The following is a 14,760-nucleotide window of genomic DNA, read 5'->3' on the forward strand; positions in this document are numbered from 1 at the left end:
TCTCGACGGATGCTGAACATGCAAAGGCTCCAGACAGTGCTGTTGCAGTGCGCCGGGTGGCTGCTCTACATGAGCCTGCTCATGCTGATCGCCCTGGCCCTGCCAGCCGATATCTTCGACTCGCAGTCGAAGCACTTCATCTTCCTGGTCGGCGCAGTCGGCATCTGGCGCTATTCCATGGGCGCCACCCATTTCATCCGCGGCATGATCTTCCTCTACGGCGTGTACCCGTACCTGCGCCGCAAGGTGCAGAAAATGGGCAATGCCGCCGACCCGTCGCACGTGTACCTGATGGTGACCAGCTTCCGTATCGAAGCCCTGACCACCGCCCAGGTGTACAGCTCGGTGATCCGCGAAGCGATCAACTGTGGCTTCCCCACCACCGTGGTCTGCTCGCTGGTGGAGATGTCGGACGAACTGCTGGTGAAAAGCCTGTGGGCCAAGTACAACCCGCCAGCTCACGTCAAGCTGGACATCGTGCGCATCGCCGGTACCGGCAAGCGTGACGGCCTGGCCTATGGCTTCCGTGCCATCTCGCGCATGCTGCCGGACGACAACGCCGTGGTGGCGGTGATCGACGGTGACACCGTGCTCGGCGACGGCGTGGTCCGCAAGACCGTGCCGTGGTTCAAGCTGTTCCCCAACGTCGGTGGCCTGACCACCAACGAGTTCTGCGAAGTGCGTGGCGGCTACATCATGAGCGAGTGGCACAAGCTGCGCTTTGCCCAGCGCCATATCAACATGTGCTCGATGGCCCTGTCCAAGCGCGTACTGACCATGACCGGGCGCATGTCGATGTTTCGCGCCAGCGTGGTGACCAACCCGGAATTCATCGCCGACGTCGAAAGCGACTCGCTGATGCACTGGCGTCTGGGCCGCTTCAAGTTCCTCACCGGTGACGACAAGTCCAGCTGGTTCAGCCTGATGCGCCTGGGCTACGACACCTTCTACGTGCCGGATGCCGCCATCAACACGGTCGAGCACCCGCCGGAAAAGAGCTTCCTCAAGGCCAGCCGCAAGCTGATGTACCGCTGGTATGGCAACAACCTGCGGCAGAACTCCCGTGCGCTGGGCCTGGGCCTGCGCCGCCTGGGGCTGTTCACCAGCATCGTGCTGTTCGACCAGCGCGTGTCGATGTGGACCAGCCTGCTGGGCCTGACCGTGGCGGTGATCGCCAGCCTCAAGTTCGGCATGGGCTACCTGCTGGTGTACCTGCTGTGGATCGGCATCACCCGCCTGATCCTCACCATCATGCTGCTGTGCTCCGGCCACAACGTCGGCCCGGCCTACCCGCTGATTCTCTATTACAACCAGATCATCGGCGCGCTGATGAAGATCTATGTGTTCTTCCGCCTCGACAAACAGTCCTGGACGCGTCAGCCCACTGCCCTCAAGCGTGACCTCGCCAGTTTTCAACAATGGTTCAACACCTGGTCCTCGCGGACCATGACCTTCTCGGCTGCCAGCATCTTCGTCGCTGTGCTGTTCATGGTCGTGTGAGCCCAACCCGGATCGGAACTAACAGGAACAAACCACATGAATACCGCCGTGAACGTCAACGTCGTGCATGAGTCCGAAGCCCAGCGCCAGCATGCCCGGGTACGCATCCCCGCCAAGCTGCGGTTCCTCGACCCTCAGCGCCAGGCCCACGATGTGAAGGTCGACGACCTCTCCGCCGGTGGCCTGAGCTTCCACACCAAGCAACCCCTGTCGGTTGGCGATGTGCTGCGCGGACGGCTGCAGTTCACGGTCGACAACCTCGGCCTGTCGATGGACATCGAGTTCCAGGTGCGCTCCTACCACCCGGACAGCGGCCGTACCGGCGCGCAGTTCCAGAACCTCGAGCCACGCGACATCGCCACCCTGCGCCACATCATCACCACCCACCTGTCGGGTGAGCTGATCAGTGTCGGCGACGTACTCAGCACCCTGCAGCGCGACAACTTCACCAAGGCACGCAAGCAGAAGGACGGCGGCAGTGGCCTGAGCGCATTCGGCCGCCTCAAGGCGGTCACCGTCACCCTTGGCGTGTTCGTGGTTGGTGTCGCCGCCTTCGGCTTCGTCGCCAAATCGCTGTACGGCATGTACTTCGTCAGCCACGCCGAAGCCGGCGTGGTGGCAGTGCCGACCACCACCATCACCATGCCGCGCGACGGCACCGTGAGCAGCCTGGTCGACAGCGGCGGGATGATCGGCAAAGGTGCGCCACTGGCCACCTTCACCACCAGCATGCTGGACATGCTCAAGGGCAACCTGGAAGACGCACAGCTGGAGCCGGCCAAGATCGAGGAACTGTTCGGCAAGCAGCTGTCCGGCACCCTTACCAGCCCCTGTGATTGCGTGGTCGCCCGCCAGCTGGTGGACAACGGCCAGTACGCGGCCAAGGGCCAGCCGATCTTCCAGCTGATCCCGCGCACCACCAACCCGATGGTCGAGGCGCGTTTCAGCTATCGCCAGTTCGACGAGGTCAAGCCAGGTACCCGGGTCAACTTCCAGGTCGCCGGCGAAGATGAAGTGCGCACCGGCCAGATCGTCAGCAGCGCCAGCCTCAACAGCGATGACCTGGCCTCCGACATCCGCGTGCAGATCAAGCCCGACGGCGCCATGCCTGCCGAACTGGCCGGGCGCCCGGCGTCGGTCAACAGCGACCGTGGCCCTTCGTTGAACTGGCTGATCGACAAAGCCATGGCCCGTGGGCTGTAAGAGGATCGCCGTATGATTCCCCACAAGAAAAGCGCCAGCCTGGGCCTGTGTGCCCTGGCTGCAGCCATCACCCTGGCCGGCTGTGCCGGCCTGCCCGACCAGCGCCTGGCCAACGAAGCCATGAAGCGCGGTGACACGGCACTGGCCGAGCGCAACTACAAGGCCCTGGCCGACCTGGGCTACAGCGAAGCGCAAGTGGGCCTGGCCGACATCAAGGTCGCCACCCGCGACCCGGCGAAAATCAAGGAAGCCGAGGCCACCTACCGCGCCGCGGCTGCCACTTCGCCGCGCGCCCAGGCGCGCCTTGGCCGCCTGCTGGTGGCCAAGCCCGACAGCACCCAGGCCGAACGCGAAGAAGCCGAGAAGCTGCTCAAGCAAGCCGCCGCACAAGGCGAAGGCAACACCCTGATACCGCTGGCGATGCTCTACCTGAGCTACCCGCAGAGCTTCCCCAAGGTCAATGCACAGCAGCAGATCGACCAGTGGCGTGCCGCCGGTAACCCGGAAGCGGGCCTGGCCCAGATTCTGCTGTACCGCACCCAGGGCACCTATGACCAGCACCTGGGCGATGTGGAAAAAATCTGCAAGGCCGCGCTCGCGGCCACCGATATCTGTTACGTCGAGCTGGCCACCGTGTACCAGAAGCGTGGCCAGGCTGACCAGCAGGCTGCCCTGCTCGGCCAGCTCAAGGCGGCCTATGCCCGCGGCGCGGTACCGGCCACCCGGGTCGACAGCGTCGCCCGTGTCCTGGCCGACCGCAGCCTCGGCCAGACCGACGAAAAAACCGCCAAGGACCTGCTCGAGCAGGTGGCGCCGGCCAACCCGGCGTCCTGGGTCAGCCTGGCGCAGCTGGTCTACGACTTCCCCGAGCTGGGCGATACCGACCAGCTGATGGCCTACATCGACAAAGGCCGCGAAGCCGAACAGCCACGCGCCGAACTGTTGCTCGGCCGCCTGTACTACGAAGGCAAGACCCTGCCTGCGGATGCGGTAAAAGCCGAGCAACACCTGCAGGCTGCCGCCGATGCTGGCGAAGTCAGCGCCCATTACTACCTGGGGCAGCTGTACCGCCGTGGCTACCTGGGCAACGTCGAGCCACAGAAAGCCGTCGACCACCTGCTGGCCGCCGCCCGTGGCGGACAGAACAGCGCCGACTATGCCCTGGCCCAGCTGTTCAGCGAAGGCCATGGCATTCGCCCGCAACCGGGTAATGCCTGGGTATTCGCCCAGCTGGCCCAGGTCAACCCGACGCCGCAGTCCACTGAACTGCTGCAGCAACTCGACCAGCAACTCACGCCTGACCAGCGCAGCCAGGCACAGACCCTGCTGGCGCAAGAGAAGCAGGCACGCGGCAGCATGAGCCAGGGCGCCAACAGCACCCTGGCCATCGAAGCCCTGCAAGACGACGAAAAAGAAGTAACCGGTGAGGACTCGCTATGACGCTCAATCCCTTCGTGAAAGCCGGCATCGGCCTGAGCTTCGCCCTGCTTTGGTCCTGCCCGACCCTGGCGGAAATGACCGCTGAAAAGAACTTCGGCCTGGATGTGAAAATCACCGGCCAGTCGGAAGACGACCGTGACCTCGGTACCCGCTCCGGCGGCGACGTCAGCGGCCTGGGCCTCGACCTGCGCCCTTGGGTATATGGCGAGCGCGGCAACTGGAGCGCCTATGCCATGGGCCAGGCCGTCACTGCTACCGACACCATCGAAACCGACACCCTGCGCCAGAACGACGACGGCACCACCACCGACACCGCCGCCGACGGCCGCGAGCAGGACAAGAGCTACCTGGCCATGCGCGAATTCTGGGTCGGCTACAGCGGCCTCACCGCCTACCCCGGCGAGCAGCTGCGTTTCGGTCGCCAGCGCCTGCGCAGCGACGATGGCATGTGGCGTGACACCAACATCGAGGCGCTGAACTGGACCTTCGACACCACCCTGCTCAAGGCCGACCTGGGCGTAGCCCAGCGCTTCAGCGAATACCGCACCGACCTCACCGAGCTGGCCCCGGAAGACAAGGACCGCACGCACGTCTACGGCAACGTCGCCACGCAGTGGACTCCTGGCCACTGGGTCGGCGTACGCGCCCACCACACCCATGACGGCGGCAGCCTGAAGAACCCGGGCGAAACCGTCGACGCACTGGACAAGACCCGCACCGGCGACCTGACCTGGCTGGGCCTGGAAGCCAACAGCGATGCCTATAACTGGCGCAACGACCACACCGTCAACTACTGGGGCAGTGTCACCTGGCTGACCGGTGACCGCGACACCCTCAGCAGCCAGGTAGTGGGCGACCAGACCGTAGCCACCGGCAAGCAGAGCGGCGACGTCAACGCCTGGGCCACCGACCTCGGCATTCGCGTGCGCCTCGACCCGCAATGGCAGGTCGGTGCGGCCTACGCCCGTGGCAGCGGCGGTGGCGGCGACGACGGTTCGAGCAACTACGAGCAAACCGGCCTTGAGAGCAACCGCTCCAACTACACCGGTACCCGTTCGCGCGTGCACCGCTTCGGTGAAGCCTTCCGCGGCGAGCTGGGCAACCTGCAGGCGGCAACCCTGTTCGCTTCCTGGCAGCTGCGCGACGACTACGACGCCAGCTTCATCTACCACAAGTTCTGGCGTGTCGACGGCAACCAGAACATCGGCTCCAGCGGCATCAACGCGGTGGTCAACGACAACGGCGTGAACCGCCCGCTGGTCGATGGCGAGAAAGACCTTGGCCAGGAAATGGACGTGGTCGTGACCAAGTACTTCAAGCAAGGCCTGCTGCCGGCTTCGATGAGCCAGGCCATCGACGAGCCATCCGCCCTGGTGCGCCTGCGTGCCGGCGTGTTCAAGCCGGGCGACGCCTACGGCAAGGAAGCGGACTCGTACATGCACCGTGCCTTCGTCGACGTGATCTGGCGCTTCTGAGGCCGGTAGGGGACTTACCGTTATGAACCTTCACCCGCACCTACGTCACAGCCTGCTGGCCAGCGCCTTGCTGCTGGCCGCAGGCCTGGCCGCCGCCGCAGAGCCCACCACCACGGCCAAGGGCTTGCAGCAGGCCAAGACCTACACGGTCTCCAGTGCCCCGGTCGAACCACTGCACATGGACCCGCCAAAGCTGCCCGACCTGACCGGCTACACCGCCGAGGCGGTACAGAAGAAGATCGACCGCCGTCACAAGGGCAAGGTCAGCCTGCGCCGCATGTTCCAGGAAGACACCCTCAAGGAGTTCGTCGGTGGCGACAACAAGGCGGCCGAGTGGGTCCAGCGCCAGCATGGCATTCCGCAGGCGATCTTCGTCGATGACGGGCATGTCGACCTGGTCGAGCTGAGCAAGAAGGTACCCAGGCAGTACCTCAGCGAAGTCGAGCCGGGCGTGTACCTGGCGCGCCTGCCGATCGTGGTCGGGCAGAAGGGCATCCTCGAGATCGACGGCAAGGTCAAGCAGCTGCGCCTGTCCCAGGAGGGCGGTTCGTTCCTGGTCAACGACGGCAAGCTGTTCGTCACCGATACCCAGGTGACCGGCTGGCGCGAAAAGGACAACGGCCCGGCGACCTTCCGTTCGCCCAAGGAATTCCGCCCGTTCCTGCTGTCGTGGGGCGGCACCGAGACCTACATCGTCAACAGCAAGATGGCCAGCTTCGGCTATGCCAAGTCCAAGTCGTACGGCGTGAGCATCTCGCAGTACACGCCGAACATGGCCAAGCGCATGGGCCGCCCGGAACCCACCGGCTGGATCATCGGCTCGGAATTCAGCGACATGTGGTACGGCTTCTACTGCTACGAGACCCAGGACTTCGTGGTCAAGGACAGCACCTACCGCGACAACATCGTCTACGGCATCGACCCGCACGACCGCTCGCACCGCCTGATCATCGCCGGCAACACCGTGTACGGCACCAAGAAGAAGCACGGCATCATCATTTCGCGTGAGGTCAACGACAGCTGGATCATCAACAACAAGAGCTACGACAACAAGCTCTCCGGGGTGGTGATCGACCGTAACAGCGTCAACAACCTGATTGCCTACAACGAGATCTACCGCAACCACACCGACGGCATCACCTTGTACGAAAGCGGCGACAACCTGATCTGGGGCAACAAGCTGATCAACAACCGCCGCCACGGCATCCGTGTGCGTAACAGCGTGAACATCCGCCTGTACGAGAACGTCGCCATGGCCAACGGCCTGGTGGGCGTGTACGGCCACATCAAGGACCTGTCCGACACCGACCGCGACATCGCCCTCGACCCGTTCGACACCAAGGTGTCGCTGATCCTGGTCGGTGGCGAACTCGCCGCCAACGGCTCCGGCCCGCTGTCGATCGACTCGCCGCTGTCGGTCGAGCTGTACAAGGTGTCCATGCTCGCCCCGCGCAAGGCCAGCGGCATCAGCCTCAACGGCATCCTGGGTGAACGCCAGGACGAAATCCTCGACCTGCTGGTCCGCCAGAAAAAGGCTGTGCTGATCGACCCGGTCGAACGCCAGACCGAAATGATCGAATAAGGAAGCCCAGACCATGACTCCACACCTGATGAAACTGCTGGGCCTGTCCACTGCCCTCCTGGCCATCAGCCAGGGCGTGAGCGCCGACGAAGTGAAGGCCCCGACCTTCACCGCCGAGCCTTGCTGCCAGCTGTGCCCGGAAGCGCACGACCCCAGCCGCTACACCACCCGTTACCAGCAGAACTTCACCACGCTGGTGCAGGCCCAGGGTGACTGGCTGTTCCGTACCCGCGAAGACCTGCGCACCGAGTTCACCACCACCCCGGCCGGCTACAAGCGCCTGCAGCAGGTGCACGACGCGTTCAAGAAGCGCGGCGTGGAACTGGTAGTGGTGTACCAGCCGACCCGTGGCCTGGTGAACCGCAACATGCTCAACCCGGCAGAAAAAGCTGCCTTCGACTACCAGAAGGCATTGGGCAACTACCAGGCGATGCTCAAGCGCTTCGCCAGCATGGGCTACAACGTGCCCGACCTGTCGCCGCTGACCAACGAACAGCTGGCTGCCGCCGACCAGGGCAAGGACTTCTACTTCCGTGGCGACCAGCATTGGACGCCTTACGGCGCCGAGCGCGCGGCGAAGATCGTGGCCGAAACCGTGCACAAGATGCCGGCTTTCGAAGGCATCCCGCGCAAGGAATTCGAGACGAAGAAGTCTGGCCGCATGGGCAAGACCGGCACCCTGCACAACGTTGCCGGCCAGCTTTGCGGCACCAGCTATGCCGTCCAGTACATGGACCAGTTCACCACCGAGCCGAAGGGCTCCGACGGTGGCGGTGACGACCTGTTCGGTGACGCCGGCAACGCCCAGATCACCCTGGTCGGCACCAGCCACAGCGGCAAGAACTACAACTTCGCCGGCTTCCTGCAACAGTACATCGGTGCCGACGTGCTCAACGTCGCCTTCCCCGGTGGCGGCCTGGAAGGCTCGATGATCCAGTACCTGGGCAGCGAGGAATTCAAGAAGAACCCGCCGAAGATCCTGATCTGGGAATTCTCCCCGCTGTACCGCCTGGACCAGGAAACCATCTGGCGGCAGATCCTTGGCCTGCTCGATGACGGCTGCGATAACCGCCCGGCGCTGATGAGCGCCAGCACCACCCTCAAGCCGGGCAAGAACGAGTTGATGGTGAACGGCAAGGGCGGCGTGATCAAAGACCTGGTCAACCGCAACATCCAGATGGACGTGAAGTTCGAGGACCCGTCGGTGAAAGTCCTGCAGGCCACCCTGTGGTACCTCAACGGCCGCCACGAGGACATCAAGCTGGAAAAACCGGAAACCGCCGATACCGATGGCCGTTTCGTCTTCCAGATGCGCGAAGACGAGGACTGGGCCAGCCAGAGCCTGCTGGCCTTCGAGGTACAGGGCCCGGAAAGCGGCACCCAGAAAGTCGAGGCCAAGCTCTGCAAACGCAACAACTTCGCCGTGCCCGCGCAGACCGCGCAGGCCGGCCAGTGAGGCGACCATGACTGCGTTCAAGCGAATTTTCCGCCCTGCCCTGCTCGCCCTGGCCTTGTTCGGTGGTGCCGCGCATGCCGCGCTGGTACCGCCACAGGGGTACTACGAAGGGATCGAGAAGCTCAAGACCAACGACGGTAACTTCCGCTGCGAAGCCGTGCCCAAGCCGTACACCGGCGCCTTGCAGTTCCGCAGCAAGTACGAAGGTTCGGACAAGGCGCGGGCCACCCTCAACGTCAATTCGGAAAAGGCCTTTCGCAAGTCCACCGAAGACATCACCACCCTTGAAAAAGGCGTGAGCAAGATGATCGGCCAGTACATGCGTGACGGCCGCCCGGCGCAGCTCGAATGCGCCCTGGCCTGGCTGGGCAGCTGGGCACGTGCCGATGCGTTGATGTCCACCGACTACAACCACACCGGCAAGTCGATGCGCAAATGGGCGCTGGGCAGCATGAGCGGTTCGTGGCTGCGCCTGAAGTTCTCCAACTCGCAGCCGCTGGCCGCGCACCAGGCCGAGGCCGAGCTGATCGAGAAATGGTTCGCCCGCCTCGCCGAGCAGACCGTGCGCGACTGGAGCGACCTGCCCCTGGAGAAGATCAACAACCACAGCTACTGGGCAGCCTGGGCGGTGATGGCCACCGCCGTGGCCACCGACCGTCGCGACCTGTTCGACTGGGCCGTGAAGGAATACCGGATCGGTGCCAACCAGGTCGATGCGCAGGGCTTCCTGCCCAACGAGCTGAAGCGCAAGCAACGCGCCCTGGCCTACCACAACTACGCCCTGCCGCCGCTGGCGATGATCGCCAGTTTTGCCCAGGTCAACGGCGTGGATGTGCGCAGCGAGAACGACAACGCCCTGCAGCGCCTGGCGCAGCGGGTGCTGGCCGGCGTGAAGGACCCCAGCGTGTTCAAAGCCCGCAATGGCGAGAAGCAGGACATGCAAGACCTGAAGATCGACAGCAAGTACTCGTGGATGGAGCCCTACTGCAGCCTGTATGCGTGCAACGGCGACACCCTGCAACGCAAGCGCGGCATGCAGCCGTTCAACAGCTTCCGGCTGGGCGGCGACCTGACCCGGGTCTACGACCCGAGCGCGGAATCGAAAAAGTAACGCAAAACCCCTGTGGGAGCGGGTTTACCCGCGAAAAGGCCAGACCTGCCATGTGCGGTGCCTGTGCCGGCCTCTTCGCGGGTAAACCCGCTCCCACAGGAATCTAGGTAGCCCGCCACGAACATGTGGGGGGTTTGGGGGGCGCTTTGCCCCGGATGCTGTGAACAAAAAGGAGAACCGGGATGGTCTTCTCGTCCAACGTGTTCCTGTTCCTGTTCTTGCCGATCTTCCTCGGCTTGTACTACTTGAGCGGGCAACGTTATCGCAACCTGTTGCTGCTGGTCGCCAGCTACATCTTCTACGCCTGGTGGCGAGTGGACTTCCTGGCGTTGTTCGCCGGGGTCACCCTGTGGAACTACTGGATCGGCCTGAAAGTCGGCGCCGCCGGGGTCCGCACCAAGCCCGCCCAGCGCTGGCTGCTGCTCGGCGTGGGTGTCGACCTGGCGATCCTCGGCTACTTCAAGTACGCCAATTTCGGCGTCGACAGCCTGAACGCGATCATCACCTCGTTCGGCCTGGAGCCGTTCATCCTCACCCACGTGCTGCTGCCGATCGGTATCTCGTTCTACATCTTCGAGTCGATCAGCTACATCATCGACGTGTATCGCGGCGACACCCCGGCCACCCGCAACCTGATCGACTTTGCCGCGTTCGTGGCGATCTTCCCGCACCTGATCGCCGGCCCTGTGCTGCGCTTCAAGGACCTGGTCGACCAGTTCAACAACCGCACCCACACCCTGGACAAGTTCTCCGAAGGCTGCACCCGCTTCATGCAGGGCTTCATCAAGAAAGTGTTCATCGCCGACACCCTGGCAGTGGTGGCCGACCACTGCTTCGCCCTGCAACACCCGACCACCGGCGATGCCTGGCTCGGTGCCCTGGCCTATACCGCGCAGCTGTACTTCGACTTCAGCGGCTACAGCGACATGGCCATCGGCCTGGGCTTGATGATGGGCTTCCGCTTCATGGAGAACTTCAAGCAGCCGTACATCAGCCAGTCGATCACCGAGTTCTGGCGGCGCTGGCACATCAGCCTGTCGACCTGGCTGCGCGACTACCTGTACATCACCCTGGGCGGTAACCGCAAAGGCACCTTCAACACCTACCGCAACCTGTTCCTGACCATGCTGCTGGGCGGCCTGTGGCACGGCGCCAACTTCACCTACATCATCTGGGGCGCGTGGCATGGCATGTGGCTGGCCATCGAGCGCGCACTGGGCATCGACACCAACCCGCAGCGCTTCAACCCGGTGAAGTGGGCCTTCACCTTCCTGCTGGTGGTGGTCGGCTGGGTGATCTTCCGCGCCGAAAACCTGGAAGTGGCCGGCCGCATGTACGGCGCCATGTTCAGCTTCGGCGACTGGCAGCTGTCGGAACTCAACCGCGCCCAGCTCACCGGCCTGCAGGTCGCCACCCTGGTGGTTGCCTACATCACCCTGGCGTTCTTCGGCCTGCGTGACTTCTATCGCAATGCCAAGCCGACGCCCAAGGCCACCCCGGTGGCGGTCAACGCCGACGGTTCGATCGGCCTGGACTGGACCCGGGTGATGACCCGCGCCCTGGTGCTGCTGCTGTTCGTGGCCTCGATCCTCAAGCTTTCGGCGCAGAGCTACTCGCCGTTCCTCTACTTCCAGTTCTGAGGTGGATGACATGACCCGCACCTTACGCATCACCTATTCACTGTCGTTCCTCGGCCTGCTGGTAGGCATGGGCGTGTGGTCGACCGGTGGCCTGCAAAGCTTCCAGCGCACCGAGCAGATGACCCTGCTCAACGGCAAGCTGGCCAAGGCCGCCGAGACCCACTACGACGAGCACTTCCCGATCAAGCGGTTGGGCACCAACCTGTGGGCGGCGATGGATTTCAAGCTGTTCAATGAAGGCCGCCCCGGCGTGGTACTGGGCCGCGACCAGTGGCTGTTCAGCGACGAAGAATTCAAGCCAACCGCCGGGGCTGAGCAACTGATGGCGGAGAACCTGGCGCTGATCCGTGGTGTACGCGACACCCTGCAGCAGCACGGCAGCCAGCTGGTGCTGGCGATCGTGCCGGCCAAGGCGCGGGTGTACGCCGAATACCTGGGCAAGGAACTGCCGACCAGCCTGCATGACGACCTGTACAACCAGTTCCATGCCCAGGCACGCCAGGCCAACGTGTTCGCCCCGGACCTGATGGCACCGCTGGAGCAGGCCAAGGCCCGCGGCCAGGTGTTCCTGCGCACCGATACCCACTGGACACCGATGGGCGCCGAGGTGGCGGCCCAGGCACTGGCCGAAGCCGTCGGCCGGCAAAGCCTGCTCAACGGTGAGCCACAAGCGTTCATCACCGAAGCCGGCAGCACCGCACCGTACAAGGGCGACCTGACCAATTTCCTGCCACTGGACCCGCTGTTCAGCAACCTGCTGCCAGCCCCGGACAACCTGCAGAAACGCACCACCCGCCCGGTCGAGGCCGAGGGTGAAGGCGGTGATGCACTGTTCGCCGACAAGCAGATCCCGGTAGCCCTGGTAGGCACCAGCTACAGCGCCAACCCGCACTGGAACTTCCTCGGTGCGCTGCAGCAGGCGCTGCGCAGCGACGTGGCCAACTACGCCGAAGACGGCCACGGCCCGCTGCTGCCAATGCTCAAGTACCTGCAAAGCGATGCCTTCAAGAACGCCGCACCGCAAGTGGTGGTGTGGGAATTCCCCGAACGTTATCTGCCAATGAAGAACGACCTCAGCAGCTTCGACCCACAGTGGATCGCGCAGCTGAAGAACTCCCGTAAATCCGAAGAAAACCTGGCCTTGTCGTCCACCCGGACGAACCACTGATAGAGAGGAACACGCCAATGACTACCAAGACTTCCATTGCCAAAGCCCTCACCCTCGCGGCCGGCCTGTCCCTGGCCTCGATGCAGGCATTCGCCGGTGCCGACGCCGCGCTGTACGGCCCGACTGCACCAAAAGGTTCGACCTTCGTGCGCCTGTACAACGCTTCCAGCACCCCGACCGCTGCCTCGGTCGGCAATACCCAGATCAAGCAGGTTGGCGCCCAGGCCAGCAGCGACTTCAGCTTCCTGCCAGGCGGTGACTACACCGCCCAGGTCGGCGGCAAGAGCGTGCCGGTCAAGCTGGCCTCGGACAAGTACTACACCCTGGTCAACAGCGCCAACGGCAGCCCGAAGCTGATCGAAGAGCCGCCGTTCAAGAACAAGCAGAAAGCCCTGGTTCGCGTGCAGAACCTGAGCGACCAGCAACTGACCCTGAAGACTGCCGACGGCAAGACCGAAGTGGTCAAGCCAGTGGCCGCCAACGGCCGCGGCGAGCGTGAGATCAACCCGGTCAAGGTCAACCTGGCGCTGTACCAAGGAGACAAGAAAGTGGGTGACGTCAAACCCGTCGCCCTGGAGCGCGGCGAAGCCGCAGTGCTGTATGTAACGGGTTCCGGCAACGCCTTGTCGCCGGTGTGGGTAACTCGCCCCGTGGCTAACAACTGATTTCCCTGCCTCTAAACGACTATTGGAGAAACATGATGATCCCGGTAATTCTTTCTGGTGGTAGCGGTTCCCGTCTGTGGCCTCTGTCGCGCAAGCAGTTCCCCAAGCAGTTCCTGGCCCTGACCGGTGAGCACACCCTGTTCCAGCAAACCCTGGAACGCCTGGTGTTCGAAGGCATGGATACCCCGATCGTGGTCTGCAACAAGGACCACAAGTTCATCGTCCAGGAGCAACTGGCCGCGTTGAAGCTGGAGACCCAAGGCATCCTGATGGAGCCGTTCGGCCGCAACACTGCCCCGGCGGTGGCCATGGCGGCGATGAAACTGGTCAACGAAGGCCGCGATGAGCTGATGCTGGTGCTGCCCGCCGACCATGTGATCGATGACCAGAAGGCCCTGCAACGTGCCCTGGCCCTGGCCACCGTGGCCGCCGAGCGTGGCGAGATGGTGCTGTTCGGCGTACCGGCGACCAAGCCGGAAACCGGCTATGGCTACATCCGCTCCAGCCAGGATGCCCTGCTGCCCGAAGGCGTGGCCCGCGTTGCCCAGTTCGTCGAGAAGCCCGACGAGAAACGCGCTGCCGAATTCGTCCAGGCCGGTGGCTACTTCTGGAACAGCGGCATGTTCCTGTTCCGTGCCAGCCGCTTCCTCGAAGAGCTGAAGAAGCACGACGGCGACATCTACGACACCTGCGTGCTGGCCCTGGAACGCAGCCGTGAAGACGGCGATGTGCTGACCATCGACGAAGCCACCTTCGCCTGCTGCCCGGACAACTCCATCGACTACGCGGTGATGGAAAAGACCCAGCGCGCCTGCGTGGTGCCGATGTCGGCCGGCTGGAGCGACGTGGGCTGCTGGTCGTCGCTGTGGGAAGTACACGAGAAGGACGACAACGGCAACGTCACCAAGGGCGACGTGGTGGTACAGGACAGCCACAACTGCATGATCCACGGCAACGGCAAGCTGGTATCGGTGATCGGCCTGGAAAACATCGTGGTGGTAGAGACCAAGGACGCCATGATGATTGCCCACAAGGACAAGGTCCAGGGCGTCAAGCAGATGGTCAAGACCCTCGACGAGCAGGGCCGCAGCGAAACCCAGAACCACCTGGAAGTGTACCGCCCGTGGGGCTCGTACGACTCGGTGGACATGGGCGGCCGCTTCCAGGTCAAGCACATTACCGTCAAGCCGGGCGCCAGCCTGTCGCTGCAGATGCACCACCACCGCGCCGAGCACTGGATCGTGGTGTCCGGCACTGCCGAGGTAACCTGTGACGAGAACGTGTTCCTGCTGACCGAGAACCAGTCGACCTACATCCCGATCGCCTCGGTGCACCGCCTGCGCAACCCGGGCAAGATCCCGCTGGAGATCATCGAGGTACAATCCGGCAGCTACCTGGGCGAGGACGACATCGAGCGCTTCGAAGACGTGTATGGGCGCACTTCCACGCCGATCGAGCGTGGCGTTTCGGTGAAGACCATCGCGCAGTAAAACTGCAAGCTGCAAGAAAAAAGCGGGACG

11 protein-coding genes are annotated in these 14,760 nt (G+C 63.7%); all 11 read left to right on the plus strand.

All coding sequences use genetic code 11. The annotated features are described in order from the left end of the window. The first annotated feature begins 18 nt into the window (after window positions 1–18). The 11 genes from JKP78_RS14480 (at window position 19) to JKP78_RS14530 (ending at window position 14,730) form a co-directional block, all read left to right on the plus strand. A complete protein-coding gene (locus tag JKP78_RS14480; RefSeq protein ID WP_170032494.1) occupies window positions 19–1,500 on the plus strand; it encodes a glycosyltransferase family 2 protein in 1,482 nt (493 codons plus the stop codon). A gap of 36 nt (window positions 1,501–1,536) precedes the next feature. Further along, a complete protein-coding gene (locus JKP78_RS14485; RefSeq protein WP_170032496.1) occupies window positions 1,537–2,703 on the plus strand; it encodes an alginate biosynthesis protein Alg44 in 1,167 nt (388 codons plus the stop codon). 12 nt (window positions 2,704–2,715) lie between these two features. After that, window positions 2,716–4,143 carry an alginate biosynthesis TPR repeat lipoprotein AlgK gene (algK, locus tag JKP78_RS14490; protein ID WP_200626855.1) on the plus strand — a complete coding sequence of 476 codons (1,428 nt, stop codon included), beginning with the start codon at window positions 2,716–2,718 and terminating at the stop codon, window positions 4,141–4,143. After that, window positions 4,140–5,618: an alginate export family protein gene (locus JKP78_RS14495; RefSeq protein ID WP_186675184.1), complete on the plus strand. Its 1,479-nt coding sequence runs from the start codon at window positions 4,140–4,142 to the stop codon at window positions 5,616–5,618. The genes algK and JKP78_RS14495 overlap by 4 nt, the downstream gene beginning before the upstream one ends. Window positions 5,619–5,640: 22 nt before the next feature. Continuing rightward, window positions 5,641–7,200 (plus strand): mannuronan 5-epimerase AlgG, encoded by a 1,560-nt coding sequence (algG, locus tag JKP78_RS14500; protein ID WP_186685383.1) that lies wholly within the window; start codon window positions 5,641–5,643, stop codon window positions 7,198–7,200. 13 nt (window positions 7,201–7,213) lie between these two features. Beyond that, the gene (locus tag JKP78_RS14505) at window positions 7,214–8,656 is read left to right on the plus strand and encodes an alginate O-acetyltransferase (RefSeq protein WP_170032503.1); all 1,443 of its coding nucleotides are present in this window, start codon (window positions 7,214–7,216) and stop codon (window positions 8,654–8,656) included. Window positions 8,657–8,663: 7 nt separating this feature from the next. Further along, window positions 8,664–9,767, plus strand: coding sequence for a mannuronate-specific alginate lyase (locus JKP78_RS14510; protein WP_170032505.1), 1,104 nt, complete (start codon window positions 8,664–8,666; stop codon window positions 9,765–9,767). A gap of 182 nt (window positions 9,768–9,949) precedes the next feature. Next, window positions 9,950–11,407 carry an MBOAT family O-acyltransferase gene (locus JKP78_RS14515; protein ID WP_186685385.1) on the plus strand — a complete coding sequence of 486 codons (1,458 nt, stop codon included), beginning with the start codon at window positions 9,950–9,952 and terminating at the stop codon, window positions 11,405–11,407. A gap of 10 nt (window positions 11,408–11,417) precedes the next feature. Beyond that, entirely contained in the window at window positions 11,418–12,575 is a 1,158-nt protein-coding gene (locus JKP78_RS14520) for an alginate O-acetyltransferase (RefSeq protein WP_170032509.1), read from the plus strand. Between the two features lie 17 nt (window positions 12,576–12,592). Next, the gene (locus tag JKP78_RS14525; RefSeq protein WP_170032511.1) at window positions 12,593–13,240 is read left to right on the plus strand and encodes an alginate O-acetyltransferase AlgF; all 648 of its coding nucleotides are present in this window, start codon (window positions 12,593–12,595) and stop codon (window positions 13,238–13,240) included. 35 nt (window positions 13,241–13,275) lie between these two features. Next, window positions 13,276–14,730, plus strand: coding sequence for a mannose-1-phosphate guanylyltransferase/mannose-6-phosphate isomerase (locus tag JKP78_RS14530; protein ID WP_170034287.1), 1,455 nt, complete (start codon window positions 13,276–13,278; stop codon window positions 14,728–14,730). The last annotated feature ends 30 nt before the right edge of the window (window positions 14,731–14,760 follow it).

Source organism: Pseudomonas sp. LAM2023 (assembly GCF_016620375.1).
Classification (GTDB): domain Bacteria; phylum Pseudomonadota; class Gammaproteobacteria; order Pseudomonadales; family Pseudomonadaceae; genus Aquipseudomonas; species Aquipseudomonas anuradhapurensis.